The organism is Streptomyces sp. NPDC096152, assembly GCF_044763235.1.
GTDB lineage: Bacteria > Actinomycetota > Actinomycetes > Streptomycetales > Streptomycetaceae > Streptomyces.
The window spans coordinates 24,879-50,861 of record NZ_JBIWFW010000008.1 but is presented as its reverse complement, the minus strand read 5'-3'; the positions used below and the strand labels follow the sequence as shown (position 1 = coordinate 50,861).

The 25,983-nt window shown below is 72.4% G+C and carries 23 protein-coding genes and 1 pseudogene; 6 read left to right on the top strand and 18 right to left on the bottom strand.

The features are described 5' to 3' along the window. Positions 1 to 7: 7 nt before the first annotated feature. Complete coding sequence (locus ACIQ9G_RS26085; protein ID WP_356195607.1) at positions 8 to 1,198, bottom strand: acyl-CoA dehydrogenase family protein; 1,191 nt, start codon at positions 1,196 to 1,198, stop codon at positions 8 to 10. Between the two features lie 265 nt (positions 1,199 to 1,463). Further along, complete coding sequence (locus ACIQ9G_RS26080; protein ID WP_403613915.1) at positions 1,464 to 3,065, bottom strand: MFS transporter; 1,602 nt, start codon at positions 3,063 to 3,065, stop codon at positions 1,464 to 1,466. A 260-nt stretch (positions 3,066 to 3,325) separates the two neighbouring features. Between ACIQ9G_RS26080 and ACIQ9G_RS26075 the strand changes: the two genes are divergently transcribed. Both ACIQ9G_RS26075 and ACIQ9G_RS26070 read left to right on the top strand, forming a co-directional pair. Beyond that, the gene (locus ACIQ9G_RS26075; protein WP_403613913.1) at positions 3,326 to 4,492 is read left to right on the top strand and encodes a hypothetical protein; all 1,167 of its coding nucleotides are present in this window, start codon (positions 3,326 to 3,328) and stop codon (positions 4,490 to 4,492) included. 238 nt (positions 4,493 to 4,730) lie between these two features. Further along, positions 4,731 to 5,756 (top strand): phosphatase PAP2 family protein, encoded by a 1,026-nt coding sequence (locus ACIQ9G_RS26070; RefSeq protein WP_403613910.1) that lies wholly within the window; start codon positions 4,731 to 4,733, stop codon positions 5,754 to 5,756. 34 nt (positions 5,757 to 5,790) lie between these two features. Here the strand turns inward: ACIQ9G_RS26070 and ACIQ9G_RS26065 are convergent, their stop codons facing one another. Beyond that, positions 5,791 to 6,006, bottom strand: a complete 216-nt coding sequence (locus tag ACIQ9G_RS26065) for an I78 family peptidase inhibitor (RefSeq protein WP_403613907.1) — start codon at positions 6,004 to 6,006, stop codon at positions 5,791 to 5,793. Between the two features lie 427 nt (positions 6,007 to 6,433). Beyond that, a complete protein-coding gene (locus ACIQ9G_RS26060; protein ID WP_403613904.1) occupies positions 6,434 to 7,150 on the bottom strand; it encodes a transglycosylase family protein in 717 nt (238 codons plus the stop codon). 551 nt (positions 7,151 to 7,701) lie between these two features. Between ACIQ9G_RS26060 and ACIQ9G_RS26055 the strand changes: the two genes are divergently transcribed. Both ACIQ9G_RS26055 and ACIQ9G_RS26050 read left to right on the top strand, forming a co-directional pair. Next, positions 7,702 to 8,490: a hypothetical protein gene (locus ACIQ9G_RS26055; protein ID WP_403613902.1), complete on the top strand. Its 789-nt coding sequence runs from the start codon at positions 7,702 to 7,704 to the stop codon at positions 8,488 to 8,490. 130 nt (positions 8,491 to 8,620) lie between these two features. Continuing rightward, positions 8,621 to 9,022 (top strand): hypothetical protein, encoded by a 402-nt coding sequence (locus tag ACIQ9G_RS26050; RefSeq protein ID WP_403613899.1) that lies wholly within the window; start codon positions 8,621 to 8,623, stop codon positions 9,020 to 9,022. Positions 9,023 to 9,081: 59 nt separating this feature from the next. Here the strand turns inward: ACIQ9G_RS26050 and der are convergent, their stop codons facing one another. From der to aroH, 5 genes are all read right to left on the bottom strand, one after another. Next, a complete protein-coding gene (gene der, locus ACIQ9G_RS26045) occupies positions 9,082 to 10,563 on the bottom strand; it encodes a ribosome biogenesis GTPase Der (protein WP_403613896.1) in 1,482 nt (493 codons plus the stop codon). 63 nt (positions 10,564 to 10,626) lie between these two features. Further along, positions 10,627 to 11,346: a lysophospholipid acyltransferase family protein gene (locus ACIQ9G_RS26040; RefSeq protein WP_403613893.1), complete on the bottom strand. Its 720-nt coding sequence runs from the start codon at positions 11,344 to 11,346 to the stop codon at positions 10,627 to 10,629. Further along, the gene (cmk, locus tag ACIQ9G_RS26035; RefSeq protein ID WP_403613890.1) at positions 11,283 to 11,999 is read right to left on the bottom strand and encodes a (d)CMP kinase; all 717 of its coding nucleotides are present in this window, start codon (positions 11,997 to 11,999) and stop codon (positions 11,283 to 11,285) included. Before cmk ends, ACIQ9G_RS26040 begins: the two co-directional genes overlap by 64 nt. An 87-nt stretch (positions 12,000 to 12,086) precedes the next feature. Continuing rightward, positions 12,087 to 13,172 carry a prephenate dehydrogenase gene (locus tag ACIQ9G_RS26030; protein WP_403613887.1) on the bottom strand — a complete coding sequence of 362 codons (1,086 nt, stop codon included), beginning with the start codon at positions 13,170 to 13,172 and terminating at the stop codon, positions 12,087 to 12,089. Next, positions 13,169 to 13,531 (bottom strand): chorismate mutase, encoded by a 363-nt coding sequence (aroH, locus tag ACIQ9G_RS26025; protein ID WP_356193314.1) that lies wholly within the window; start codon positions 13,529 to 13,531, stop codon positions 13,169 to 13,171. The genes ACIQ9G_RS26030 and aroH overlap by 4 nt, the downstream gene beginning before the upstream one ends. Positions 13,532 to 13,686: 155 nt before the next feature. On the opposite strand from aroH, the pseudogene ACIQ9G_RS26020 reads away from it, so the two are divergent. Together ACIQ9G_RS26020 and ACIQ9G_RS26015 are read left to right on the top strand one after the other, a co-directional pair. Then, positions 13,687 to 13,934 (top strand): annotated as a pseudogene (locus tag ACIQ9G_RS26020) (DUF6529 family protein); the annotation flags it as partial. Continuing rightward, positions 13,931 to 14,344 (top strand): Rieske (2Fe-2S) protein, encoded by a 414-nt coding sequence (locus tag ACIQ9G_RS26015; protein WP_403613883.1) that lies wholly within the window; start codon positions 13,931 to 13,933, stop codon positions 14,342 to 14,344. The pseudogene ACIQ9G_RS26020 and the gene ACIQ9G_RS26015, both read left to right, overlap by 4 nt. An 82-nt stretch (positions 14,345 to 14,426) precedes the next feature. Here the strand turns inward: ACIQ9G_RS26015 and ACIQ9G_RS26010 are convergent, their stop codons facing one another. From ACIQ9G_RS26010 to ACIQ9G_RS25970, 9 genes are all read right to left on the bottom strand, one after another. Continuing rightward, positions 14,427 to 15,485 (bottom strand): pseudouridine synthase, encoded by a 1,059-nt coding sequence (locus tag ACIQ9G_RS26010; RefSeq protein ID WP_403613881.1) that lies wholly within the window; start codon positions 15,483 to 15,485, stop codon positions 14,427 to 14,429. Continuing rightward, positions 15,485 to 16,147, bottom strand: a complete 663-nt coding sequence (gene scpB, locus ACIQ9G_RS26005; protein ID WP_403613879.1) for an SMC-Scp complex subunit ScpB — start codon at positions 16,145 to 16,147, stop codon at positions 15,485 to 15,487. The genes ACIQ9G_RS26010 and scpB overlap by 1 nt, the downstream gene beginning before the upstream one ends. Then, the gene (locus ACIQ9G_RS26000; RefSeq protein WP_403613876.1) at positions 16,144 to 17,442 is read right to left on the bottom strand and encodes a segregation and condensation protein A; all 1,299 of its coding nucleotides are present in this window, start codon (positions 17,440 to 17,442) and stop codon (positions 16,144 to 16,146) included. The genes scpB and ACIQ9G_RS26000 overlap by 4 nt, the downstream gene beginning before the upstream one ends. An 18-nt stretch (positions 17,443 to 17,460) precedes the next feature. Continuing rightward, entirely contained in the window at positions 17,461 to 18,033 is a 573-nt protein-coding gene (locus tag ACIQ9G_RS25995; protein ID WP_403613873.1) for a hypothetical protein, read from the bottom strand. Next, the gene (locus tag ACIQ9G_RS25990) at positions 18,018 to 19,154 is read right to left on the bottom strand and encodes a ParA family protein (RefSeq protein WP_403613871.1); all 1,137 of its coding nucleotides are present in this window, start codon (positions 19,152 to 19,154) and stop codon (positions 18,018 to 18,020) included. The genes ACIQ9G_RS25995 and ACIQ9G_RS25990 overlap by 16 nt, the downstream gene beginning before the upstream one ends. 412 nt (positions 19,155 to 19,566) lie before the next feature. Then, the gene (gene ald / locus ACIQ9G_RS25985) at positions 19,567 to 20,691 is read right to left on the bottom strand and encodes an alanine dehydrogenase (RefSeq protein ID WP_403613868.1); all 1,125 of its coding nucleotides are present in this window, start codon (positions 20,689 to 20,691) and stop codon (positions 19,567 to 19,569) included. A 135-nt stretch (positions 20,692 to 20,826) separates the two neighbouring features. After that, positions 20,827 to 22,914 (bottom strand): tetratricopeptide repeat protein, encoded by a 2,088-nt coding sequence (locus ACIQ9G_RS25980; RefSeq protein ID WP_403613866.1) that lies wholly within the window; start codon positions 22,912 to 22,914, stop codon positions 20,827 to 20,829. 207 nt (positions 22,915 to 23,121) lie between these two features. Next, positions 23,122 to 23,748, bottom strand: coding sequence for an NUDIX domain-containing protein (locus tag ACIQ9G_RS25975; protein ID WP_403613864.1), 627 nt, complete (start codon positions 23,746 to 23,748; stop codon positions 23,122 to 23,124). Between the two features lie 84 nt (positions 23,749 to 23,832). Further along, positions 23,833 to 25,497 carry a CTP synthase gene (locus tag ACIQ9G_RS25970; RefSeq protein ID WP_403613861.1) on the bottom strand — a complete coding sequence of 555 codons (1,665 nt, stop codon included), beginning with the start codon at positions 25,495 to 25,497 and terminating at the stop codon, positions 23,833 to 23,835. Positions 25,498 to 25,983 lie beyond the last annotated feature (486 nt).

Here is a 25,983-nt window from a genome sequence, read left to right as displayed (position 1 = left end):
CCGGGCGTCACCGGAAGGCGTCGAGGCCGGTGAGCGCCTTGCCCAGCACGAGCTGGTGCATCTCGACGGTGCCCTCGTAGGTGAGCACCGACTCGAGGTTGGTCGCGTGCCGCATCACGGGGTATTCGAGGGAGATCCCGTTGGCCCCGAGGATCGTCCGGGCCGTGCGGCAGATCTCGATCGCCTCCCGCACGTTGTTGAGCTTGCCGAAGCTGACCTGCTCGGGACGCAGGCGGCCGGCGTCCATCCGTCGCCCCAGGTGGTGGGCGAGCAGGATTCCCTTGTGCAGTTCGACCGCCATGTCGGCGAGCTTGGCCTGGGTGAGCTGGAAGCCTCCGATGGGCCTGCCGAACTGCTCCCGGGTCCGCGCGTAGTCGAGGGCGGTCTCGAAACAGGAGCGGGCCGCGCCCATGGCGCCCCAGACGATGCCGTAGCGGGCGTGGGACAGACAGCCGAGCGGGCCGCGCAGTCCGACGACCCCGGGCAGCACCGCGTCGGCGGGCAGCCGTACGTCGTCGAGGACGAGCTCACTGGTGACGCTGGCCCGCAGCGACCACTTGTGCTTGATCTCCGGGGCGGAGAACCCGGCGCTGTCCGCCGGCACCACGAACCCGCGGATCCCCTCGTCGGTCTGCGCCCAGACGACGGCGACACCGGCGACCGAGCCGTTGGTGATCCACATCTTGCGGCCGTTGAGGACCCAGTCCGTGCCCTCGCGCTTGGCGTACGTGCGCATGGCGGCGGGGTCGGATCCGTGGTCGGGTTCGGTCAGGCCGAAGCAGCCGATCACCTCGCCGGCGGCCATCCGGGGCAGCCAGGCCTGCTTCTGCTCCTCGGAGCCGAACCGGTGGATGGCGTACATGGCGAGGGAGCCCTGCACGGAGACCAGGGAGCGGATGCCGGAGTCGGCGGCCTCGAGCTCCAGGCAGGCGAGTCCGTACTGGACGGCGGTGGCGCCGGCGCAGCCGTATCCGTCGAGCGACATCCCGAGTGCGCCGAGGGCGCCGAGCTCGCGGGCGAGTTCGCGTACGCCCGGCAGCTCGCCGCTCTCGTACCACTCGGCGACGTGCGGGAGCACGCGGTCGGCGGCCCAGCCGCGCACGGTGTCCCGGATCGCCAGGTCCTCCGGCTCCAGCAGATCGTCGATCCCGATCGGATCGGCGGGGTCGAACGGGGGCATCTTCGAGGACGCGGACATGGAACACCCTCCGGCAACTGAAAACTAGCAGCGCTAGTTATACGACTCCGGCCCGACGTTACGACGCAGTGTCCCGCACGTCCACCCCATGGCCCCACCCCACCGCCCCGCACCCGGCCGCCGCGGACGTTCCGCCGAGCCGATACGCGAGGGTCAGGCCGACACACGAGGGCCGGTCCGGGACGCGAGGGCCGGTCCGGGACGCGAGGGCCGGTCCGGGACGCGAGGGCCGGTCCGGGACGCGAGGGCCGGTCCGGGACCTGGGTCAGGCCGAGACCCGGGGCCGCTCGACCTCCCGCTGCGCGGGCAGCTCCACCTCAGGCTCCTCGCACTGCATCGCCCGGGGCAGCCGCAGCGCCATCACCGCGCCGAGCAGCAGCAGCCCCGCGCTCACCAGCAACGTCACATGCAGCCCGTGCACGAAGGAGTTCCGCGCGGCCTGCCGCAGCGCGTCCCCCGCCGGCACCCCGAGCCGCCCGGCCACCTCGTACGCCTCCCCCAGCGAGTGCGAGGCCGCCCGCGAGACGTCCGCCGGGACCCCCGGCACGGACGCGAGGCCGGGCGCGTACGCGGCGTTCATCACACTGCCGAGCAGGGCGATGCCGATGCCCGCCCCCAGCTGGTACGACGTCTCCCCGATCGCCGCGGCCCCGCCCGCCCGCGCCTCCGGCGCCTCGCTCAGCATCGACTCGTACGCCCCGAAGAGCGTCGTCTCCAGCCCGAACCCGAGCGCCACGAAGCCGGCCAGCAGCAGCGCCGTGTCGTCCTGCCCGCCCATCGCCGTGAGCAGCAGCACCGCGGCCGCCGTCAGGCAGAACCCGAAGCAGACCATCCAGCGCGGCCCGAACCGCCGCAGCATCCGCGCCCCGGCCAGCCCGGCCGCCATCGCCGCGAACGTCAGCGGCAGCAGCCGCAGCCCCGTGCGCAGCGGCGAGAGGCCCAGCACCAGTTGCAGGTACTGCGCCGCGATCAGCTCCAGGCCGACCAGCGCCAGCATCGCCAGCACGATGCACCCGACCGACGTGACGAACGCCGGCCGCGCGAACATCCCCAGGTCCACCAGCGGATGCGCCCGGCGCCGCTGCCGCCGTACGAAACCCACCAGCAGCACCACGCCGACCAGCAGCGGCACCACGGTGAGCGGGCTCAGCGCGGGCTCCCCGCCGCCGAGCCGCTTCACGCCGAACACAACGCCGAACAGCCCGACCGCGGCCATGATCGCGCCGACCACGTCCCAGGGACCGTCCCGGTCGCCGGTCGACTCCGGCAGCAGCAGCCGTCCCACCGGGAGGCTGACCAGCATCAGCGGGATGTTGACGAGGAAGACCGACCCCCACCAGAAGTGCTCCAGCAGGAAGCCGCCGAGCAGCGGACCGACCGCGGCGCCCACCGCGGCGACCGCGCTCCAGATGCCGATCGCCAGCGCTCGTTCGCGCCGGTCGGGGAAGACCTGCCGCAGGATCGACAGCGTCGCCGGCATGATCATGGCGCCGCCGACGCCGAGCAGTGCGCGGGCCAGGATGAGTGTCTGCGGGTTGTGCGCGAACGCCGCGACGGCGGACGCGACCCCGAACAGGCCGTAGCCGAGGAGCAGGATCCGTCTGCGGCCCACCCGGTCGCCGAGCGTGCCGAACAGGATCAGCAGCGAGGCGCAGACGAGCGGATAGGTGTCGACGATCCAGAGCAGCTCTATGGCTCCGGGCCTGAGGTCCTCGGTGACCGCGGGCACCGCCACGTGCAGCACGGTGGCGTCCACGGCGACCAGCAGCAGACTGACGCAGAGGACGACGAGGACGACCCAGCGGTTGGCACCGGCCCCGGCCGCCCGACGGCGCGGCACTGCGGCGGCCGTGGTCGTCCCGGACATGTACGTACCTCCCAGATGAACCCTCGCGTCGGCGGGCCCGCGGGGTGGGGACTCCCCGGCGGCTCGGCCGGGGAGAGCGGTGATCCCCGGCCGGCGCAACGACGTGCGAGTGACTGGCCAGGTTACGCGAGTTAACGCCGCGGCCGCGTGGCCCAGCTCTCACCGTTCACCGGGAACCCGTGTGGCGTACACCACTCCTTCCCCCGGCCCGCACGCCCCGCGGGGCGGAGCGCTGCCGCGCGCGGTCGATAATCGAGCCCGTGACCGATCTTGCGACGCCCGTGGCACCGGCCCCGCCCGGCATTCTGCGCCGGGCCGCCCCGGCGCTGCTCGGGTACGCGGCCGTCCGCGTCCTCGGCCTGATCGCCCTGGCCGTCTGGAGCGCCGCGCGCGGCAAGGACGCGTACACCCTGCTGACCGCCCGCTGGGACGCGCTCTGGTACGCCCGGGTCGCCGGCCCCGGGTACGGCTACGAGGTGCGCCTGCCGAACGGCGACGTCCATTCCGACCTGGCCTTCTTCCCGCTGCTGCCCTGGCTGGAGCGGCTGCTCGCCGCGGTGACCCCGCTCACGTACGCCGACGCGGGCTTCGCCGTCGCTCTGCTCGCCTCGCTCGCCGCCGCGTGGGGGATCTTCGCGGTCGCCGAGCACGTGTACGGCCGCCGGGCCGGTGTCTGCGCGGTGCTGCTGTGGGCGGCGCTGCCGGTCGGGATCGTGCAGTCGATGGCGTACAGCGAGTCGCTGTTCACGGCGCTCGCCGCCTGGTCGCTGTACGCCGTGCTGACCGGCCGCTGGGTGACCGCGGGCGCCCTGGCCCTGCTGGCGGGGCTGACCCGGCCGGTGGGCCTGGCCGTCGTCGCGGCGGTGTGGGCGGCCGGCGTCACCTCGATCCGGCGAAGCCGGAGCGCGGCCCCGGCCGAGAGCGCGTGGCAGCCGGCGCGCGCCCTCGGCATGGCGCTCGCGCCCCTGGGGGCCGCCGGGTACGTGCTGTGGGTCGGGTACCGCACGGGTAAGGGCCCGCTCGGCTACCTCAACGTGCAGGCGGGCTGGCGCAACGGTTTCGACGGCGGGTACGCCTTCGCCCGGTTCACCGCCGAGAAGTTCACCTCGCTCGCGTCCGCCCCGGCCGGTCTCGGACTGGTCGTCGGCGTCGGCCTGGTGATCTGGCTGCTCGCCCTCGGGGTGCGCGGACGGCAGCCGCTCCCGCTCCTGGTGTACGCGGGCGTGGTCACCGCGCTCGCGCTGTGCGCGTCGAGCTACTTCGGCTCCAAGCCGCGTCTGCTGCTGCCCGCCTTCCCGCTGCTGCTCCCGCCCGCCCTGACCCTCGCCCGGCTGCGGACGTCGCGGGCGGCCCTGGTGGTGGCCGGTGCGGCGGTGGTCTCGGCGGTGTACGGGGCGTTCTGGCTGAACGGCTCCGGGCCCCCGTGAGCGGATCGGGTTGTCGGATGAGCGTGCGGAGAATTCCACCCGAGCGTTCGGTTAACGCATTTATAAGCGCTCCATAAGCATCTCCGGAATGATCAAAGGAATTGCAGGCCGCGGCGACACGGCCATTGCGCAATACGGGGAAATAAAGGCACGGTTGAGAGCAATGCCACATCACATCGTCATCACAAACCCCGTGATTCGTCGGGGAAGTGAGCTCACTCGCTGTAACGTCGATTAGGTGCGTACCGAAGGAACCCTCACCCGCCTGGACCGGGTGTTCGCCAGGCTGGACCGTGAGCCGCAACGGCCGGCGCACATCGACGTGCCGCGGATGAGCCGGCACCGGTTCGTGCTGTTCTCGGCGACGTTGGCGTTCTACCTGTCCATCGTCTGGGCCGTGGTGACGAGTTCGTGGCTGGTCCGGTTCGACTGGCTGGTCATGTTCTTCCGGCCGTACCAGCAGTGGCCGCAGATCCACGCGTTCCTCGACTACTACGTGGTGCTGGGCCAGCGCGGCCCGACCGCCGTGATGGTGGCCTCGTGGCTGGGCTGGCGCTCCTGGCGGCAGCACACGCTCCGTCCGCTGCTCACCCTCGCCGCGTCCCTGCTGCTGCTGAACATCACGGTCGGCGCCGCGAAGATCGGCATGGGCCGCCTCGGACCGCACTACGCGACCGTCATCGGCTCCAACGAGATGGGCCTGGGCGGCGATATATTCCCCAGCGGCCACACCGCCAACGCCGTGGTGACCTGGGGCATTCTGGCGTATCTGGCCTCCACCCCGAGGGCGCGCCGCTGGTTGTCCGCGCTGTCCGCGGTCACCTCGCTCGGCGTCGGCCTCACCACGGTCTACCTGGGTACGCACTGGCTGAGCGACGTGCTCCTCGGCTGGGCCGCGGGACTGCTGATCATGCTGGCGCTGCCGTGGTGCGAGCCGCTGATCGCCCGGGCGGAGGCCTGGCTGTTCACCCTGCGCGACCGGCTGCGCGACCGCCGCGGCCGCACGGCTGCGGTGCCGGCCGCCCCCGTCGGCGCGCCCGTGGCGCTGGGGCCCCACCCCGCCGCCGCGGACGAGGCCCCGGCCGCCCGCGAGACGATCGGCGTCTCCCGCTCGTCCCGGGTGCCCGCCCACCTCGCCCCCGGCCCGCATCTGGCCCGCTCCGAGCGCACGCCGGTCACCCCGGCCGGCAGCCGCAGGCCCCCGCACGCCGACCGCGTCCCGCGGGGCGCGGCCCCGGCGGCCCGTCCCCTCGCGGGCAGTTGACTCCCCCGGGGCCGCGCGTGGGCGCGGCCCCGGTTCAGCCCTTCCAGGCGCGGGCCACCCGGCCGTTCTCGACCTCGAAGTTCAGCCGTCCGACCCGGTACTCCATGGTGATGACCGCGCCCGGCGGCAGGGACCGGACCGTGGACCAGCCGCGTTCGCGCGCGCGCCGCTCGGCCTCCTCCGCGTCGAGACCGACGTAGCCGTCGGGGCTGTCCTGGGGCTCCGCGGGCGGAGTGGGGATGGCTGCCATACCGCCACGCTAGGCCCTGGTTCCCGACCGGGGAAGTCCAGCAGAGCGGCAGCGGTCACCACCGACGCTCCTGTCACACTTCTGTCACAGGATGCCGACGCGACTCTCCTTCGAACTCCGTCACACCGACGGGTGGTTACGTCCCCCATTCGCGGGTATTCGAACCCAATTCCCGCGCGTCGTGAGGACGCCTCGAAAAGCACGACGAAAAGCACCGTGAGAACCGAACCGAAACCGGCCGGGCGCCGGTGCGGAACCGGTCCGGGACCGATCCCGGGCCCATTCCCCGCCGCCCTGCGCACGGGGGCGGGGAAGCTGACGCCGCATCGGAATTTCACCCTTCGGGCGCACCGTCCCGCGAACGCGGGCGGGCCCCGTCCGGTCGGCGGACCGGACGGGGCCTGGCACCCGGGGCAGGGGGAGCGACTCAGAGCGCGAGACGCTGCCCGGGCACGATCAGGTCGGGATCACCGCCGATGAGGGCCCGGTTGACGGCGTAGAGCCGCTGCCAGGTGGTCCCGTGCCGGGCGGCGATGCCACTCAGCGTGTCGCCCTCGCGGACGGTGTACTCCCCGTGGGTGGCACCGTGGTTCGTGTGGCCCGTGGTGCGGGCGGGCGCCTTCGCCCGTTCCTGCTCCGGGGCCGCCTTCCGGGCCGTGCCCCGGTCCGACTGGTGCGTCGGCTCTCGCGTCGAGGAGTGCGTCGAGCGGCGCGCCGACTCGTACGCGGACCCGGTCGTCGTGGAGCCCGACCCCGCCGCGGGCGCGCCGCCGGACGCCCCGGCCCGCGCCGAGCAGACCGGCCAGGCGCCCCACCCCTGGGCCCGCTGGACCTTGGTGGCGACGGCGATCTGCTGGGCCCTGGAGGCCCGGTCGGCGGTGGGCGCGTAGGCCGTGCCGCCGTAGGCGCGCCAGGTGCCGGCGGCGAACTGGAGCCCGCCATAGTAGCCGTTGCCGGTGTTGATGTGCCAGTTGCCGCCGCTCTCGCACCGGGCGATGCGGTCCCACACTCCGCCGTCCGCCGCACGGGCCTGGCCGGTCGCGGCCAGCAGCCCGAGCGGGGCGAGCAGGACGGCACCGGCGAGAACCGCGGCCGTCCGGTTCCTACGAACGTTGTCGCGCGTGGTATCGGCACATTCGGACATGTACATCCCTCTCGGACAACCCGGGGTCCCCCAGGACGGGGCGCGCCGCCGCGCAGGGACGCGGTCGTCGCGCTCCGCCCCGTCCGCCGGGACAAGGGGTGGTACTGCGGGTGGTGCTGCTGCGCGAGGCGCGGCCGGCGGACGTACCCGAGCGGTGCTCGTTGCACTCGGCGCAGGAATGTAGGGAGCATGTCGAGCCGGCATCAACCAACTGCTCGTCCTCGCAGGCCAGTTCGACGTTACCGCAGGTATCGTCAATTTTCGGACACCCACTTCATTCGCTGATTTCCTGATATGTCGACCACTTCCCGACCACCCCTGTGACCCACTTCACCTCTTCAAGGGCCTTGACCTGATGGCGAGTTGACGATGAGTGCCGGATTCCGGCCCCAGGGTGACCCTGCGCGCCCGATGGTTCGATTCCGTTCGCGGGTGGGCGTGACTCCCGCCACAGATCGCCCGTTGTCTTCTTCATGAGCCGCGGGCCCACCCGGTTCACGGGCCGGGAGCCACCCGGTCCCGCCACGCACCGCATTCCGAGGGAGCCACCCGTGCCGCGCATGCTCGACGTCAGCGACGCCGTACGCGCCGAGATCGGCGACGAAGAAGCCGACCGGCTGCTCGCCGGAGAGAACGCCCCGGGCAGTTACGACTGCACGTCCTGCCGCACCCCGGGCGACTCCGAGCAGGAGCGCACCAGCACCGTCCTGTTCATCGGGGACGAGACCGCCGTCCTCGCCTTCGCCCACGCCGGCTGCCTGCCCTCCCAGGTCGTCCAGGTCACCGAGGAGCAGCTGCAGGGCGCGGTCCGCTCCATCAACGCCGGTTCCCGCACCGCCCCGGCGGAGACCCCCAGGGTCGTGCCCGAGCAGGCCGTCCTCGGCGTCACCAGCGGACTCGTGCTGATCACCGGGGAGCTGCACCCGGCCCTGGTGGTGGAGCCGACCGCGCCCATCGTGCGCCCGGGCGCCATCGCCGCCGGCGACGACTTCCTGCCGCTGCTGATCGAGCAGGGCTACCTGCCCGTCACCCAGCTCGACGCCGTACCGCCCGTGCTGCACGGCTGGTCGGTGCTGCTGGCCATGGGGCAGCTGCACGCCGTGCTGCAGCCCGGCCCCACCGGCGGCCAGGCGGTGGCCTGGTGGCAGGCGCACCAGCCGCTCCAGGTCACCGACGGATGGCGGGCCGCCGCCAACAAGCACCAGCAGGTGCTGTTGTTCGCCGCACCGGTGGGCTCCATCGGGCGCCAGCCGCGGGAGGACCTGCTGCGCGACGCCCTGGACAAGGCGGCGGCGAACGGGAAGCTGGTCGCGGCGGCGCTGCCGCTCGCGGGGACCTGAGCGCACCACCCGGGGGCGGCGGGGACCGCGGCGGGCGCGGGTCCTCCACGCCGGTTCACGCGGTCCCCCGCGCCCCTTTTGGGATGTTTCACAACCGCATCCCTTTGCGTGCGGGGTCGTTTGGACATACGTGCACGCATACGACGTTCCCCGCCGCCAGCCCTACCAGCCGATCCCGTCCGCGCGGTCGGCGCAGGATTCCGCCGGCGGCCCATCGGCCACGCCGATCTACGACGCGCTCTACGCCGAGTACGTCAAGTCCTACCGGACACTGCCGGGTGACCGCAGCGGCGAGGAGAACCTCGGCTTCACCGCGTTCGGGATCCTCCCGCACGGTTCGGACCGGCACGGCACGGGCTCGTACGGCACGAGCGGGTACAGCGCCTACGGCGCGGGGGCGTACAGCACCCGGCACACCACCGGCCAGCAGCAGACGCAGTGGCAGCGGGTCGGCACGCTGGGGCGGCAGCAGGACCCCGGTAGGCGCCACGTTCCGGCGGCGCTGCCGCCCGGTCCGCGCCGGGGAGTGTGACCCACGGCGAAGGGCGGCCCCCGGAGCGGGGGCCGCCCTTCGCCGTGACCGTACCGGTGTTACTTCTTCTTCGTGCCGCGCTTCTCGCGCACCCGCACCGAGATGTGGATCGGGGTGCCCTCGAAGCCGAACTCCTCGCGCAGCCGGCGCTCGACAAAGCGCCGGTAGCCCGCCTCGATGAAGCCGGAGGCGAACAGCACGAACCGCGGCGGCTTGGTGCCGGCCTGGGTGCCGAACAGGATGCGCGGCTGCTTGCCGCCCCGGACCGGGTGCGGGTGGGCGGAGATCAGCTCGCCGAGGAAGGCGTTCAGACGCCCGGTCGGCACGCGCGTCTCCCAGCCGGCCAGCGCCGTCTCGATCGCCGGGACCAGCTTCTCCATGTGGCGGCCGGTGCGGGCCGAGAGGTTGACGCGGGGCGCCCAGGCGACCTGGGCGAGCTCGGTCTCGATCTCGCGCTCCAGGTAGTAGCGGCGCTCCTCGTCGAGGGTGTCCCACTTGTTGTACGCGATGACCATGGCGCGGCCGGCCTCGACGGCCATGGTGATGATCCGCTGGTCCTGCACCGAGATGTTCTCGGAGGCGTCGACCAGGACGACGGCGACCTCGGCCTTCTCCACGGCCGCCGCCGTGCGCAGCGAGGCGTAGTAGTCGGCGCCCTGCTGGAGGTGGACGCGCTTGCGGATGCCGGCCGTGTCGACGAACTTCCAGGTCACGCCGCCCAGTTCGATCAGCTCGTCGACCGGGTCGCGGGTGGTGCCCGCCAGTTCGTTGACGACGACGCGCTCCTCGCCGGCCACCTTGTTCAGCAGGGAGGACTTGCCGACGTTCGGGCGGCCGATCAGCGCGATGCGGCGCGGGCCGCCGACGGCGGTGCCGAAGGTCTGCGCCGGGGCCTCGGGCAGCGCCTCCAGGACACGGTCCAGCATGTCGCCGGTGCCGCGGCCGTGCAGCGCCGAGACCGGGTGCGGTTCGCCGAGGCCCAGGGACCACAGGTAGGCCGCGTCGGCCTCGCCGCTCGGGCCGTCCACCTTGTTGGCGGCCAGCACCACGGGCTTGCCCGCCTTGCGCAGCAGCCGTACCACCGCCTCGTCGGTGTCGGTCGCGCCGACCTTGGCGTCCACGACGAAGACGACCGCGTCGGCCGCCTCGATCGCGTACTCGGCCTGCGCGGCCACGGAGGCGTCGATACCGAGGACGTCCTGCTCCCAGCCGCCGGTGTCGACGACCTTGAAGCGGCGGCCCGCCCACTCGGCCTCGTAGGTCACCCGGTCGCGGGTCACGCCCGGCTTGTCCTCGACGACCGCCTCGCGGCGGCCGATGATCCGGTTCACCAGGGTCGACTTGCCGACATTGGGGCGGCCGACGACGGCGAGCACGGGCAGCGGGCCGTGTCCGGCCTCCTCGATGGCGCCTTCGACGTCGTCGAGGTCGAAGCCCTCCTCCGCGGCGAGCTCCATGAACTCCGCGTACTCGGCGTCGCCGAGCGCCCCGTGCTCGGAGGCGAGCTCGGCCGAGCCGTCGGGCTGGTTCTGGTCGTTCATGAAGTCCGTACCTCGTCGTTCCTTCGTGGTGATCGGTGGAGCGCCCCCGCCAGGGGCGATCCACTACTCAAGTGTCGCCTGGCGCCCGGTGAGACGCCTTGCGTTTTCCAGGTGGGCGGTGAGCTGCTTCTGGATGCGCTCGGTCGCCTCGTCCAGCGCCCGGCGCGTGCGCCGTCCGCTTCCGTCGCCCGCCTCGAAGGGGTCGCCGAAGACGACGTCGACGCGGGAGCGCAGCGGCGGCAGCGCCTTTATCAACCGTCCGCGCCGCTCGGAACTTCCCAGCACGGCCACCGGGACGACCGGGGCGCCGCTGCGCACCGCGAAGTACGCGAGCCCGGCCCGCAGCGAGGCGAAGTCGCCCTCTCCGCGGGTGCCCTCCGGGAAGATGCCGAGAACACCGCCGGCCTCCAGGAGGCCCAGCGCCGTGGTGATCGCGGTGCGGTCGGCGGAGTGGCGGTCCACCTTCACCTGGCCGATGCCGGTCAGGAAGGGGTCGAGCGGGCCGACGAACGCTTCCTTCTTGATCAGGAAGTGCACCGGCCGCGGGGCCACGCCCATCACCATCGGACCGTCGACGTTGTGGGAGTGGTTCACGGCGAGGATCACCGGTCCGGTCGCGGGCACCCGCCAGGAACCCAGCACGCGCGGGCGCCACAGCCCGTACATCAGCCCGACGCCGATCCGGCGGCCGACGTCGGCACCGCGCTCGGACGGAAGGCTCACCGCGCGGCCTGCTTCTCCTCGGCGGCGGCCCGCTTCTCCTCGACCAGGGTGACGACGCACTCGATGACCTGCGCCAGCGTGAGTTCGGTGGTGTCCACCTCGACCGCGTCGCCGGCCTTGGCCAGCGGCGAGGTCTTGCGGCTGGAGTCGGCGGTGTCCCGCTTGATCAGGGCCTCGCGGGTGGCGTGCACGTCGACGCCCTTCAGCTCACCGCTGCGGCGGGCGGCACGCGCCTCCGGCGAGGCGGTGAGGAAGATCTTCAGGTCGGCGTCCGGCAGCACCGTGGTGCCGATGTCGCGTCCCTCGACGACTATGCCCCGCTCGGCGGAGGCGGCCAGCGAGCGCTGCAGCTCGGTGATCCGGGCGCGCACCTCGGGGACCGCGCTGACCGCGCTGACCTTGGAGGTGACCTCATGGGTCCGGATCGGGCCGGCCACGTCGACGCCGTCGACGGTGATCGTCGGGTGGGCCGGGTCGGTGCCGGAGACGATCTCGGCCTTGCCGGCCACGGCGGCGATCGCGGTGGGGTCGTCGAGGTCGATGCCGTTGGTCACCATCCACCAGGTGATCGCCCGGTACTGGGCGCCGGTGTCCAGGTAGCTCAGACCGAGCTGCGCGGCCACGGCCTTGGACGTGCTCGACTTGCCCGTGCCGGACGGGCCGTCGATGGCGACGATCACGGGCTGGGCGGTCCGGGCGGCGCCGTTTTCCACAGCGGGGCACCTTCCTGGTGATGGTGGTGGGTGTGTGCGGGACGCGAAGGCGCCCCGCACAAGGTTACTGTCTCCCCGGAGGCCCTTTTACTGGCGGATGGCCCAGCCCCGCTCGCGCAGCGCCGCCGTCAGCACCGGCGCCGCCTTCGGCTCCACCATCAGCTGCACCAGACCGGCCTGCTGGCCGGTCGCGTGCTCGATGCGCACGTCCTCGATGTTGACCCCGGCCATCCCCGCGTCCGCGAAGATGCGGGCCAGCTGCCCGGGCTGGTCGTCGATGAGCACGGCCACGACCTCGTAGACCCGCGGCGCGGAGCCGTGCTTGCCGGGGACGCGGACCTGGCCCGCGTTGCCGCGGCGCAGGACGTCCTCGATGCCGTGGGTGCCCTGGCGGCGCTTGGCCTCGTCGGCGGACTGCAGGGCGCGCAGGGCGCGGACCGTCTCGTCGAGGTCTGCGGAGACGTCGGTGAGCAGGTCGGCGACCGGGCCCGGGTTCGCGGACAGGATGTCGATCCACATCCGCGGGTCGGAGGCGGCGATCCGGGTCACGTCCCGGATGCCCTGCCCGCACAGCCGTACGGCGGTGTCCTCGGCGTGCTCCAGGCGGGCGGCGACCATGCTGGAGACCAGGTGGGGCATGTGGGAGACGAGGGCCACGGCGCGGTCGTGGGCGTCGGCGTCCATGACGACCGGGACCGCGCGGCAGTGCGAGACCAGTTCCAGGGCGAGGTTGAGGACCTCGGTGTCGGTGTCCCGGGTCGGGGTGAGCACCCAGGGGCGGCCCTCGAAGAGGTCCGCGGTGGCGGCCAGCGGGCCGGAGCGCTCCCGGCCGGACATGGGATGCGTGCCGATGTAGCGGGTCAGGTCGAGGCCGAGCGACTGCAGCTCGCGGCGCGGGCCCCCCTTGACGCTGGCGACGTCCAGGTAGCCGCGGGCCACGCCCCGGCGCATGGCGTCGGCGAGCACCGCGGCCACGTGCGCCGGCGGGGCGGCGACGATCGCGAGGTCGACGGGTCCGTCGGGCGCCTCGTCCGTGCCGGCGCCCAGCGCGGCCGCCGTACGGGCCTGCTCGGGGTCCCGGTCGGCGAGGTGGACGGTGACGCCCCGGCGGGCCAGGGCGAGGGCGGCGGAGGTGCCGATCAGCCCGGTGCCGATGACGAGTGCGGTTCTCACTGGGCGATGTCCTTGCGCAGGGCGGCCGCGGCGCCCAGGTAGACATGGGCGATGTCGGCGCGCGGCTTGTCGGACTCGATGTGCGCGAGGACGCGGACGACGCGGGGCATCCCGCCCTCGATGTCCAGCTCCTGGGCGCAGATCAGCGGCACGTCGACGATGCCGAGCTTGCGGGCCGCGGCCGCCGGGAAGTCGCTGTGCAGGTCCGGCGTGGCCGTGAACCAGATGCTGATCAGATCGTCCGCGGTCAGGCCGTTCCGCTCCAGGACGGCGGTGAGCAGGGCTCCGACCTGCTCGTCCATGTGGCCGGCCTCGTCCCGCTCCAGTTGGACGGCCCCCCGGACCGCTCGTACCGCCACGGCGTTGCTCCTTGCTGACGTGAGTGTTCGGTGCTCTTCGGAGCTCTGTCGGCTCTGGGCATCCAGCCTAGTCAGCGCCGGACGGGTGGGGGCGCGGCGCCCGCGAGCTGAGACGGGCACTCCCGTGCGCCCCTGGACGGCGGGTCCCGGCACCGGCCTTGCCGGTCGCGGTGCACCGTCTGACGCCGTCGGCCGACAGACGTACGAAACGCGAGTTTTGTGGCACTCCCTCCTGGGTTGTTTCTTCTTCGGGGTATTCAGTGCCAAGATGCTGCTGCTCCGCTCGGAGCGCCTCCCCGGCCGGCTGCCGCCGGTGCTCGGCGGACCGGTGTTCGCCGTGCTCACGGCCGTCTGGCCGACATCCGCCCTCTGGTTCTTCCGCACGTTCGGAGTGACGACATGACGCACGACTCGACGCGGCGCACGGTTCTCGCGACGGGCGCAGCGGCGCTCGCCGCCGCGGGTTGCAGCAAGCACGGCGGCAGCGGGACCGCCACCGAGTCGTCCCCGTCGAACGCCTCCGACGGGCGGGAGCTGGCGCACACGAGCGACATCCCGGTGGGCGGGGGCAGGATCTTCCGGGAGCAGCGGGTGGTGGTCACCCAGCCGAAGAAGGACGAGTTCAAGGCCTTCTCGGCGATCTGCACCCACCAGGGCTGCACCGTGTCCAGGATCGCGGACGGCACCATCGACTGCCCCTGCCACGGCAGCCGCTTCCACATCGCCGACGGCTCGGTGGCCGCGGGCCCGGCCCCGGCACCCCTGCCCGTCCAGCAGATCACGGTGGCGGGGACCTCGATCCGCCTGGCGTGAGACTCCACGCACACCAGGCGGTCCGGGCCCCCGCGACCCCGGCCAGGACCCGGCAGGACCGGGCAGGACCGGGCAGCGGGCCCTAGAGGTCGACCTCCCCCATCAGCATGCCGACCTCGGTGTTCGACAGGCGGCGCAGCCAGCCGGACTTCTGGTCGCCCAGGGTGATCGGGCCGAAGGCCGTGCGGACCAGCTTGTCGACCGGGAAGCCGGCCTCCGCGAGCATCCGTCGGACGATGTGCTTGCGACCCTCGTGGAGGGTGACCTCGACGAGGTAGTTCTTGCCGGTCTGCTCGACGACCCGGAAGTGGTCGGCGCGGGCGTAGCCGTCCTCCAGCTGGATGCCGTCCTTCAGCCGCTTGCCCAGGTCGCGCGGGATGGGACCGACGATGTGCGCCATGTAGGTCTTCTTCACGCCGTACTTGGGGTGGGTCAGCCGGTGGGCCAGCTCGCCGTGGTTGGTGAGCAGGATGACGCCCTCGGTCTCGGTGTCGAGCCGGCCGACGTGGAAGAGGCGCGTCTCACGGTTGGTGACGTAGTCGCCGAGGCACTGACGGCCTTCCGGGTCCTCCATCGTCGAGACGACACCGGCGGGCTTGTTCAGCGCGAAGAACTGGTACGACTGCGTCGCCACCGTCAGGCCGTCGACCTTGACCTCGTCCTTCTCCGGGTCGACCCGCTTGCCCTGCTCCAGGACGATCTCGCCGTTGACCTCGACCCTGGCCTGCTCGATCAGCTCCTCGCAGGCGCGCCGGGAGCCGTAGCCCGCGCGCGCGAGCACCTTCTGGAGCCGCTCGCCCTCCTGCTCGGCGCCCGGGAAGGTCTTCGGCAGCTTGACGTCCTTCTTGCCGGCGTACCGCTCCCGGTTGCGCTCCTCGGCGCGGGCCTCGTACTCCCGGGAACGCGCCGGGGCGGTGCGGCCGCCACCGGACTGGGGCTGCTTGGGGCCGCCCTTGGCGCCGCCGCGAGCCGCGCCACCGCGTCCCGCCTTGGGGCCGTCCTTGGTGGCGCCGGGGCCCACGTCGTAGCGGCGCTCCTCGGGGCGGGGCTTGCGGGGGCGGCCCTGGCCCTGCTTGTCGTCCCTGCTGTTGCCGGCACCTCGGTAGTTACCGCGCCCGCCGCTCTTGCCGCTGCTTCGCATCAGAATTCCGTCGTCGTCGTGTTCGGTGGACCGTCGTCCGCGTCCGGGGCATCCGGATCGAACGACGGTACGGCTTCCTGGGTCTCGGCCTCGATCGCCTCCGCCTCCGGGAGGAAGGGCGCGAGCTCCGGGAGCTCGTCCAGACCGCGCAGGCCCATCCGCTCCAGGAAGTAGTTCGTCGTCGTGTACAGGATCGCACCTGTTTCGGGTTCCGTGCCCGCCTCCGCGACCAGACCGCGCTGGAGCAGGGTGCGCATCACGCCGTCACAGTTGACTCCGCGTACGGCCGAGACCCGGCTGCGGCTCACGGGCTGACGGTAGGCCACCACCGCCAGGGTCTCCAGCGCGGCCTGGGTGAGCCGGGCCTGCTGGCCGTCCAGGACGAAGCCCTCGACGGCCGCCGCGTACGCGGGCCGGGAGTAGAAGCGCCAGCCGCCCGCGACGAGCCGGAGCTCGAAGCCGCGGCCCTGCACGGTGTACTCGTCGGCCAGTTCCCGCAGGGCGTCCGCGACCTGCCGCCGGGACCGCTGGAGCGTCTTCGCCAGGAGCTCCTCGGTCGCGGGCTCGTCCACGACCATCAGGACGGCCTCCAGGGCGGGCTTGAGGTCGAGGTCGGCGACGGTGGGTGGCCCGGCCGGTGCGTCGGTGGTCTCCTCGCTCACGCCTTCTCCTCCTCGGGCTCCTTGGGCCCCTTCGTCTCCTCGGGCCGCTCGGGCGGCCGGTCGAACTCGTCCGTCACCATCGAGGCGCTGGCCTCGTCCCCGCCGGTCCAGCGCACGAGCAGCTCGCCGAGCGCCGTCTCCTGGTCGAGGGCGACGGCCTTCTCGCGGTACAGCTCCAGCAGCGCCAGGAAGCGCGCCACGACCGTCAGCGTGTCGTCGGTGTCCTCCACCAGCGCGCGGAAGCTGGCCTCGCCCAGCTCCCGCAGCCGCGCGACGACGATCCCGGCCTGCTCCTGCACGCTCACCAGCGGCGCGTGGATGTGGTCGACGTACACCTGCGGCTTGGGCCTGGGCTGCATCGCCTTGACCGCGAGCCTGGCGAAGCCCTCCGCGCCGGTGCTGATCACGACCTCGGGCAGCAGCTCGGCGTGGTGGGGCTCCAGACCGACGGTACGGGGGTAACGGCGGGCCTCAGCGTCGAGGCGGCCGCTGAAGATGTCGGCGATCCGCTTGTACGCGCGGTACTGGAGCAGGCGCGCGAACAGCAGGTCCCGTGCTTCGAGCAGCGCGAGGTCCGCCTCGTCCTCGACCTCGGCGGCGGGCAGCAGCCGGGCCGCCTTCAGGTCGAGCAGCGTCGCCGCCACGACCAGGAACTCGGTCGTCTCGTCGAGGTCCCAGTCCGACCCCATGGCTCGGATGTACGTCATGAACTCGTCGGTCACCTTCGACAGCGCGACCTCGGTGACGTCGAGCTTGTGCTTCGCGATCAGCTGGAGGAGCAGGTCGAAGGGGCCCTCGAAGTTCGCCAGCCGGACCTTGAAGACGGTGTCGTCACCGCTGCCCCCGTCATCGCCGTCCCGGCCGCTTTGGCCGCCTTGGACGTCCTGGCCGTCGCCCGGTTCGCCGTCCCCGGCGTCGGGCTGCGTCGGGGGCCAGGGCTCCGGCGACGGCGCCTGCGCTGCGCGGGGCGTCGGCTCCGGATCGCGCACCGGCTCAGGTGCGGGCGTCGGCGTGGGCGTGCGGGTCGACGTCAGCGTCGGCGTCGGCGTGAGGGACGGTTCGGGCTCACGGGCCTGTTCGTAGCCCGGTGCCGGTGAGGGCTCCGGGACCGCTTCGGGCTCCGGTGCCGGCTCGGGCTTCGGTGCCGACTCGGGCTCCGGTGCCGGTTCTGCCGGTGGTTCCGGTTCGACCGGTGGCGCCGGCCGCGGGGCGCTCGCGCCCGGGCCCCGTCCCAGCGCGCGCCGGCGGCCGGCGGGCGGGCCGGACGCGGGGGCGGGAACGTCGTGCGAGGTCATGGCCTCCGCAGGCTACCGCTACCGCCCGCGCAGCCGTCGTACGAGGATGCTGGCGTCTCCCCGGGCCTCCAGATCCGCGAGCACCACGGCGACCGCCTCGCGGACGATGCGCCCGCGGTCCACGGCCAGCCCGTGCTCGCCGCGCAGGACCAGGCGGGCGTGTTCCAGGTCCATGAGTTCCTCGGCGGAGACGTACACGGTGATCTTCTCGTCGTGCCGCTCCCGGCCGCTGGGGCGGCGCCCGGCCGCACGGCCGCGCTTGCGGGGCTGCGGCTCGGCGGCAGAACCTTCCTGCGCTCCCTGGCGACGCTCGGAGCGCTCCGCGGCCGCACCGCGGCTGCGGGACTCGCCGGCGTCGGCCGGTTCGGCGTCCGCGGCGACGTGCTCCGCGCCCTCGCCGTCACCGCCCTGCGCGGGCACCGCCTGCGGCGCGTCCTCCGCCGCCGCGGCCGCCGCGTCGCCCTCCCCCGCGGGAGCGGGCACCCGGGCCTCGCCGTTGGCCTGGCGCCGGGGTGCGGACGACTGGAGTCCCATTCCCCCTGTCGTACGGAACAGTTCGTCGGCCCCCGGCAGACTCACTCGGCGTGACACCGGGCGAGCACCTCCCTGGCGAGCTGGCGATAGGCGGCGGCACCGACGGAGTTGGAGGCATAGGTGGTGATCGGCTCACCGGCGACCGTGGTCTCCGGGAAGCGGACCGTGCGCCCGATGACCGTGTGGTAGACGTGGTCGTCGAACGCCTCGACGACACGCGCCAGCACCTCGCGGCTGTGCACCGTGCGCGAGTCGTACATCGTGGCGAGGATCCCGTCGAGCTCCAGCTCCGGGTTGAGGCGCTCCTGGACCTTCTCGATGGTCTCGGTCAGCAGCGCGACACCGCGGAGGGCGAAGAACTCGCACTCGAGCGGCACGATCACCTTGTGCGCGGCGGTGAGCGCGTTGACGGTGAGCAGGCCGAGCGAGGGCTGGCAGTCGATCACGATGAAGTCGTAGTCGTCCATCAGCGGTTTGAGGGCGCGCTGGAGCGTCGACTCGCGCGCGACCTCGGAGACCAGCTGGACCTCCGCCGCCGACAGGTCGATGTTGCTGGGCAGCAGGTCCATGTTGGGGACCGCGGTCTTCAGCAGCACCTCGTCCGCGGACATGCCCCGCTCCATGAGCAGGTTGTAGACCGTGAGGTCGAGCTCCATCGGGTTGACGCCGAGACCGACCGACAGCGCGCCCTGCGGGTCGAAGTCCACGAGCAGCACCCGGCGGCCGTACTCCGCGAGCGCGGCACCCAGGTTGATGGTCGACGTGGTCTTGCCGACGCCGCCCTTCTGGTTGCACATCGCGATGATCTTGGCGGGGCCGTGGTCGGTGAGCGGGCCCGGGATCGGGAAGTACGGCAGCGGGCGCCCGGTCGGGCCGATGCGCTCACGGCGCTGGCGGGCAGCGTCGGGCGCGAGTGTGGCCGCGTACTCCGGATCGGGCTCGTACTCGGCGTCGGGGTCGTAGAAGTGCCCCTCGGGCAGTTCGTCGTAGTCGGCGAAGTGGGTGTGGGTCGCGCCACTTCCGTCGCCGGCCCTGGCGTTCACGTGATGGCCATCCATGCTCTGGTGTCCTGGCAGGGTCACTCCCTGATTCCGGTGACCCTGGTGGGCTGCGAAGGTGCGCACAGCGACGGAGCCGACAGCCTCGAGCCCCGTGGGACCCTGGCCCCGCGCGGGCATTCCTGGTTGACCACCCCCGGGAGAAAATGTCGACTCATTCACAAGTCGTCTTACCTCCTTGGTGACCAGGAAACTTCTAGACAGGTCAGCGTGGCACCATGCCGACGATTGGCGACTCTATGGCGTGTCGGGCGTCCGCAGCAACACAATCCGCCGGACCCGGCCCGATGTGTCGGCAATGAAACATCCCTCTGTCAAGGGCGTACGGCCGTCGCACGGCAGGTTTCACCGGTGCGTGAATCGGTCGATTGGTTGCGATCGGCGCGAGTTGACCGAGTGCGGCGAAGTGACCATACACACACCCGGCCGGACCTTGTCGGGCAAGGTCCGGCCGGGTGCGCGGTGTTGACGACCGGTGTTGACGTATCGCCTTTTGCCGATCGCCGACTTGACCGGTCGATGTGGCGGCCGGTCAGCCGAGGAGGGTCTCCAGCTCCACGTGCTCCAGGCCGAGGGCCTCGGCGACCTCCCGGTAAACGACCTTGCCGTCATGGGTGTTGAGGCCCTTGGCCAGCGCGGCGTCCCGGCGCAGCGCCTCCACCCAGCCGCGGTTGGCCAGTTCGACGATGTACGGCAGCGTGGCGTTGGTCAGCGCGTAGGTGGAGGTGTTGGGCACCGCGCCGGGCATGTTGGCGACGCAGTAGAACACCGACTCGTGGACCCGGAAGGTCGGCTCGGCGTGCGTGGTCGGGTGGGAGTCCTCGAAGCAGCCGCCCTGGTCGATCGCGATGTCGACAAGGACACTTCCCGCCTTCATCCGGGACACCAGCTCGTTGGTGACCAGCTTCGGGGCCTTGGCACCCGGGATGAGCACGGCACCGACGACGAGGTCGGCCTCGAGGCAGGCCTTCTCCAGCTCGAAGGCGTTGGAGACGACGGTCTGGATCTTCGTACCGAAGATCTTGTCCGCCTCCTTGAGCTTGTTGATGTCCTTGTCGAGCAGGGTGACGTGGAAGCCCAGGCCGATGGCGATCTGCGCGGCGTTCCAGCCGGAGACGCCGCCGCCGATGATGACGGCCTTGCCGGCCGGCACGCCCGGGACGCCGCCCGGCAGCACACCCCGGCCGCCGGCGGCGCGCATCAGGTGGTAGGCGCCGACCTGCGGGGCGAGCCGGCCCGCCACCTCGGACATCGGGGCGAGCAGCGGCAGCGCGCGGTTCGCCAGCTCGACGGTCTCGTAGGCGATCGCGGTGGTGCCGGACTCCAGCAGGGCGTCCGTGCACTCCTTGGAGGCGGCCAGGTGCAGGTAGGTGAAGAGGATCTGGTCCTTGCGGAGGCGGTGGTACTCCTCCGCGATGGGCTCCTTGACCTTCAGCAGCAGGTCGGCGGAGGCCCAGACCTCGTCGGCGGTCTCCAGGATCTGGGCACCGGCCGCCACGTACTCCTCGTTCGGGATCGAGGAGCCGACGCCGGCGTTCCGCTCGACGACGACCTGGTGGCCGTGGCGCACCAGCTCGTGCACGCCGGCGGGGGTGATGGCCACCCGGAACTCGTTGTTCTTGACCTCGCGGGGGATGCCGACCTTCACGTCGATCACGGTCCTTGACTCAGGGAATGTGGGGCAATACAAGACGTACCCCGGCATGCGTGGGCATACCAGGAGACACCGCAGGAGAACGAGCGGCAGAGCCAGTCTAATGAAGGCGTTCTCGCTGTCTAGCCTTTCATTGCATCAATCTTCAGCGGAAGCGATACGGATTTCGCAGGCGTCTGCATCCTGTTCCGGCGATGTGGCGTCCGTGCCGCCGTCATCGGCCCCCTGGACCTCCTCTCCCAGGATGCGCTCGGCGGCCCCGCGGTGCAGGCTCGCGGCCACCGGGTCGCCGAGGCGCTCCAGGGTGTCGGCCAGCCGCAACTGCAGCGCCGCCTGCAGCCGGACGTCGTCGGCGCGCCGGGCCCACTCGACCGCCTCCTGACAGGTGCGCAGCGACTCCGCGGGCCGCCCCGCGTACTCCTGGACCCGGGCCAGCTCGCTCAACGCCCTGGCGTGCGCGGGCACATCGCCGGTCCTGCGGTGCTCGGCGATCGCCGCGCGCCAGTTGCGCAGGGCCTCGCCGTAGCGGCCCGCGTAGGTGTGCGCGCCGGCGATCCGGCCGTACAGCCGGGCGGCCTCCTCGTGCTCGCCGCGGGCCAGGCGCTGGGACAGGGCCCGGCCGAACCAGTCGGCGGCCCGGTCGTGATCGCCGAGCTCCTGGTGGGCCCCGCCTACGGATTCCATCGCGCGGCCGGTCGCGTAGGGATCGTTCGCCTCCCGGCCGGCGTCCAGCGCGGCCCGGTAGCGGGCCAGCGCCTGAGCCGTCCGGCCGGTGCGGGCGTCCAGGTCGGCGAGGTTCAGCAGGGCCGCGGCGCGCTCGCGGGGCAGCCGCCGCCGCTCGGCCACGTCCAGCACGAGGCGGTGGATGCCGTACAGGTCACCGGCGGCGGCCTGGGTGCCGAAGTGGGCGACCATCGCCCGCACGAGCTGGGACATCAGCCGGCGGGCCAGGGTGTCCAGCTCCCCGTCGGCCACCGCGAGCCGGGCGGCGGCGAGCAGGGCGGGCCGCCGGGCCCGCAGCCAGTCCTCGGCGGCCCGCGGGGTGGGAAAGCGCAGCGCGGGCGGCAGGCCCTTCAGCTTCTCCCGGGTCTCCGGGCTGTCGGTCTCGGTGATCGCGCGGCAGGTCTGCAGCAGCCGTACGGTGCGCTCCAGCATCCGGGCGCGGGCCAGTTGGAGCTCGGCGGGGCGGTCCTGGGCCCGGGCCAGGGACAGCAGCAGCGGATGCAGGCAGCCGGGGACCTCGTACTGCGGCAGCGGCGCGGGCACGGCCCGCAGCAGGCCCGCCCCGGCGAGCTCGTCGAGGATGCCCCGCGCGCTGTCGAGGGAGCAGCCGGCGAGCGCGGAGGCGGTGTGCGGGTCGACGTCACCGGCCGGGGCGAGGGCGAGCAGACGCAGCATCCGCGCGGCACCGGCCGGCAGGGAGGCGTGCGCGAGCCGAAGGACGCGGCCGAGCGGGGTTCCCTCGTCGGGGTCGGCGTGCAGCTGCTTGGCGAGGTCGGCGACGGCCGCCTGGGGGTGGGCGGCCAGCCAGCCGCCCGCCAGGGTGAGCGCGGCGGGTTGCCCCTGGAGCAGCTCCACCAGGCCTTCGGCGGACCGCGGGTCGACGGTGACGCGGACCGGGTCGATGCGCCGGGTCAGCAACTCCAGCGACGACTTCGTGTCGAGGCCGCCGAGGGTGCAGGGGCGCACGTCCGCGATGCCGGTGAGCGGGCCCCGGGCGACGGCGACGAGCAGGCAGTCCGCGTTGTCCGGAAGCAGCGCGTCGACCTGCTCGGCGCCGGGCGCGTCGTCCAGCAGGAGCAGGGCCGCGCGGTCGGCGAGGGCGGCCCGGAACGTCTCGGCGAGGTCGTCCTCGGTGGCGCCGGGCGGGGTCGGCAGGCCGAGGGCGGCGAGCAGTTCGCGGGCGGCGCGCTCGACGGGCACGGGCGTGCCGTCGGGCTCGGTGAGCCGGGCGCGCAGCACCCCGCCGGGGTAACGGTCCGCGACTTCCCGGACGAGTTCCTCGGCGAGCGCGGTCCGGCCGGAGCCGGGCCTGCCCGCGATGAGGAGGATCCGCGCCCGGGGGGCCTTGCGGCCCGAGATGGTGTCCAGGCCGGCCCGCTCGATGTCGGCGCGCAGCTCCTTCAACTCCCGTGCGCGGCCCAGGAATCGGTGTTCCCCGGCCGCGGGGAGCGGGCCCTTTCCGGACAGGTTCGCACCGCTCGGTTCCACCGCCTGATCCGCCACGGGCCACACTCCCGTCCCACCGCACGCGCAAGCCCGCCGGGACTCCGGTCCGGGCGTCCTCAGAGCCTAGTTCACGCTCTGCGACCTTCCCGGCGGAGCACGGCGGTGGGGTCGCCCGATCGGATCAGGCGATGGTCACACCGGAACGGGAGGGGGTGCTTTCAGGAAGCGGAGGGGGATGGTTTCAGGAAGCGGAGTGCCGCGGTTTCAGGACTCGAAGGGGCGGGCCGGCCAGGGCGCCTCCGCCGGACGCAGCGCGTCCAGCCCGTCTCCGGTCCGCGCCGCGACGAGCGAGAGGACGCCGGCGACCAGGCAGGTGTTGTGCAGCTCGCCGGCGAGCACGCCCCGCACGAGGTCCTCGACCGGCACCCGGGCCAGCTCCAGGTCGATCTCCTCGTGCTCGGCCTCGAACTTCGCGCCCTCGGCCTCGGACAGCCCGCGGGCGAGGAAGATCCGCACGGCCTCGTCGCTGCCGCCGGGGCTGGTGTACAGGTCGGTGAGCACCCGCCAGTCCTCGGCCTTGACGTGCGCCTCCTCGTAGAGCTCGCGCTGGGCGGCGTGGAGCGGGTTCTCGCCGGGCACGTCGAGCAGGCCGGCCGGGATCTCCCACAGCTTTTGCCGTACGGGGTGGCGGTACTGGCGGATGACCACCACGCGGCCGGTGTCGTCCAGGGCCAGGATCGCCACGGAGCCGGGGTGGACCTGGTAGTCGCGGGTGACCACGGTGCCGTCGGACATGACCACCTCGTCGGTACGGACCGAGGTCTTGTTCCCGGTGAACGGGGTCTCCGTGGCCCGGGTCTCCCACTCCTCGGGGATGTCCTTGATCGTCATGCCCTGTCCTTCCGCACGTACAAAAAGAAAACGGGGGTGCGCACCGTTGAGGGAACGCACCCCCGTCACCGTACAACTGGTGTGTTACTCGGAGCTCTTGCGCATCGCGTCCTGCCGCTGCACGGCCGCCTTCACCAGCCCCGCGAACAGCGGGTGCGGGCGGGTCGGCCGCGAGCGCAGCTCGGGGTGCGCCTGGGTGGCGACCAGGTACGGGTGGACGTCGCGCGGGTACTCGACGTACTCGACGAGCTTGCCGTCCGGCGAGGTGCCGGAGAAGACGACGCCCGCCTTCTTCTCCAGCTCCGCGCGGTAGGCGTTGTTCACCTCGTAGCGGTGGCGGTGGCGCTCCTCGACGTACTCCTTGTCGTCGTACACCTCGCGCACGATCGAGCCCTCGGCCAGCTTGGCCGGGTACATGCCCAGGCGCATCGTTCCGCCCATGTCGCCCTCGCCGGCGACGATGTCGAGCTGCTCGGCCATGGTGGAGATCACCGGGTGGCCGGTGGCCGGGTCGAACTCGGTGGAGTTGGCGTCGGAGATGCCGGCGAGGTTGCGCGCGGCCTCGATCACGATGCACTGCAGGCCCAGGCAGAGGCCGAGCAGTGGGATCCCGTTCTCGCGGGCGTAGCGGATGGCGCCGACCTTGCCGAGCACGCCGCGGTCGCCGAAGCCGCCCGGGATGCAGATGCCGTCGACGTCGGCGAGCTGCGCCTTGGCGCCGGCCGGGGTCTTGCAGTCGTCCGAGGTGACCCACTTGATCTTCACTCGGGCCTTGTTGGCGAAGCCGCCCGCGCGCAGCGCCTCGGTGACCGACAGATAGGCGTCGGGCAGGTCGATGTACTTGCCGACCAGGGCGAGGGTGATCTCGTGGTCGGGGTTGTGGACGCGGTCGAGCAGGTCGTCCCAGGTCGTCCAGTCCACGTCGCGGAAGGCCAGGTCGAGCTTGCGCACGACGTAGGCGTCCAGGCCCTCGGAGTGCACGACCTTCGGGATGTCGTAGATCGAGCGGGCGTCCGGGCAGGCGACGACGGCGGCCTCGTCCACGTCGCACATCAGGGAGATCTTGCGCTTGATCGCGGTGGGCACCTCGCGGTCGCAGCGCAGCACGATCGCGTCCGGCTGGATACCGATGTTGCGCAGGGCGGCGACGGAGTGCTGGGTCGGCTTGGTCTTCAGCTCGCCGGAGGGGCCGATGTAGGGCAGCAGCGAGATGTGGACCACGAAGACGTTGTCGCGGCCGACCTCGTGCCGGACCTGGCGGACGGTCTCCAGGAACGGAAGCGACTCGATGTCGCCGACCGTGCCGCCGACCTCGGTGATCACCACGTCGACCTCGTCCGTCGCCATGCGGCGGATGCGGTGCTTGATCTCGTTGGTGATGTGCGGGATGACCTGCACGGTGTCGCCCAGGTACTCGCCGCGCCGCTCCTTGGCGATCACGGTCGAGTAGACCTGACCGGTGGTGACGTTGGCGGAGCCGTCCAGGTCCCGGTCGAGGAAGCGCTCGTAGTGGCCGATGTCCAGGTCGGTCTCGGCTCCGTCGTTGGTGACGAACACCTCACCGTGCTGGAAGGGGTTCATCGTGCCCGGGTCGACGTTCAGGTACGGGTCGAGCTTCTGCATCACGACGCGCAGGCCGCGGGCCTTGAGCAGCATGCCCAGGCTGGAGGCGGTGAGGCCCTTGCCGAGCGAGGAGGCGACACCCCCGGTGACGAAGATGTGCTTGGTCGTCGTGGATTTCGGCGGCATGGCCAAGAGGGGGCTCCCGTGGTCGCGGTTCGGAATGCGGTGCGGCGGTCCGGCCCGGAAATCCCGGGTGGCGGGCGGAGGCGCCGTCGCTGCGGTTCGGGGGGATCGAGCCCACCGGTCCACGGGCTACCAGGGTATCAGCGCCGGAGAGGGATGACTTCCGGCCACGCTCCGCGCACATCTCGACACGCGCGCGCACCGGTCACGGGTTTATCACTCGTGGCTCACCCTTTCGGCGCATGCGCGTTGCCCGGAGGGGCACACGCATCAACTACGTGCGTCGTATCCTGCTCGGACACTCTCTGCCGAGCCCGGCCGGCTACACGGCACCACCCCCCGCCCGTGACCACCGGCACAACGTGTGCTCGTCAGTTCGTTGAGCAACAATGGACGCTTTGTCCCACAAGCGAGCGGCCGATTGCCTCACCGCTCGACGACGTACTACAACGACCCCTTGACCGCACTAGCGACCGCCCCCATGCGGGG

Coding starts and splice junctions, on each gene's coding strand:
- ACIQ9G_RS26085 (WP_356195607.1), bottom strand. CDS start 1,198: ATGTCCGCGTCCTCGAAGATGCCCCCGTTCGACCCCGCCGATCCGATC.
- ACIQ9G_RS26080 (WP_403613915.1), bottom strand. CDS start 3,065: ATGTCCGGGACGACCACGGCCGCCGCAGTGCCGCGCCGTCGGGCGGCC.
- ACIQ9G_RS26065 (WP_403613907.1), bottom strand. CDS start 6,006: ATGGCAGCCATCCCCACTCCGCCCGCGGAGCCCCAGGACAGCCCCGAC.
- ACIQ9G_RS26060 (WP_403613904.1), bottom strand. CDS start 7,150: ATGTCCGAATGTGCCGATACCACGCGCGACAACGTTCGTAGGAACCGG.
- der (WP_403613896.1), bottom strand. CDS start 10,563: ATGAACGACCAGAACCAGCCCGACGGCTCGGCCGAGCTCGCCTCCGAG.
- ACIQ9G_RS26015 (WP_403613883.1), top strand. CDS start 13,931: ATGACGCACGACTCGACGCGGCGCACGGTTCTCGCGACGGGCGCAGCG.
- ACIQ9G_RS26010 (WP_403613881.1), bottom strand. CDS start 15,485: ATGCGAAGCAGCGGCAAGAGCGGCGGGCGCGGTAACTACCGAGGTGCC.
- ACIQ9G_RS26000 (WP_403613876.1), bottom strand. CDS start 17,442: ATGACCTCGCACGACGTTCCCGCCCCCGCGTCCGGCCCGCCCGCCGGC.
- ACIQ9G_RS25990 (WP_403613871.1), bottom strand. CDS start 19,154: ATGCCCGCGCGGGGCCAGGGTCCCACGGGGCTCGAGGCTGTCGGCTCC.
- ACIQ9G_RS25975 (WP_403613864.1), bottom strand. CDS start 23,748: ATGACGATCAAGGACATCCCCGAGGAGTGGGAGACCCGGGCCACGGAG.
- ACIQ9G_RS25970 (WP_403613861.1), bottom strand. CDS start 25,497: ATGCCGCCGAAATCCACGACGACCAAGCACATCTTCGTCACCGGGGGT.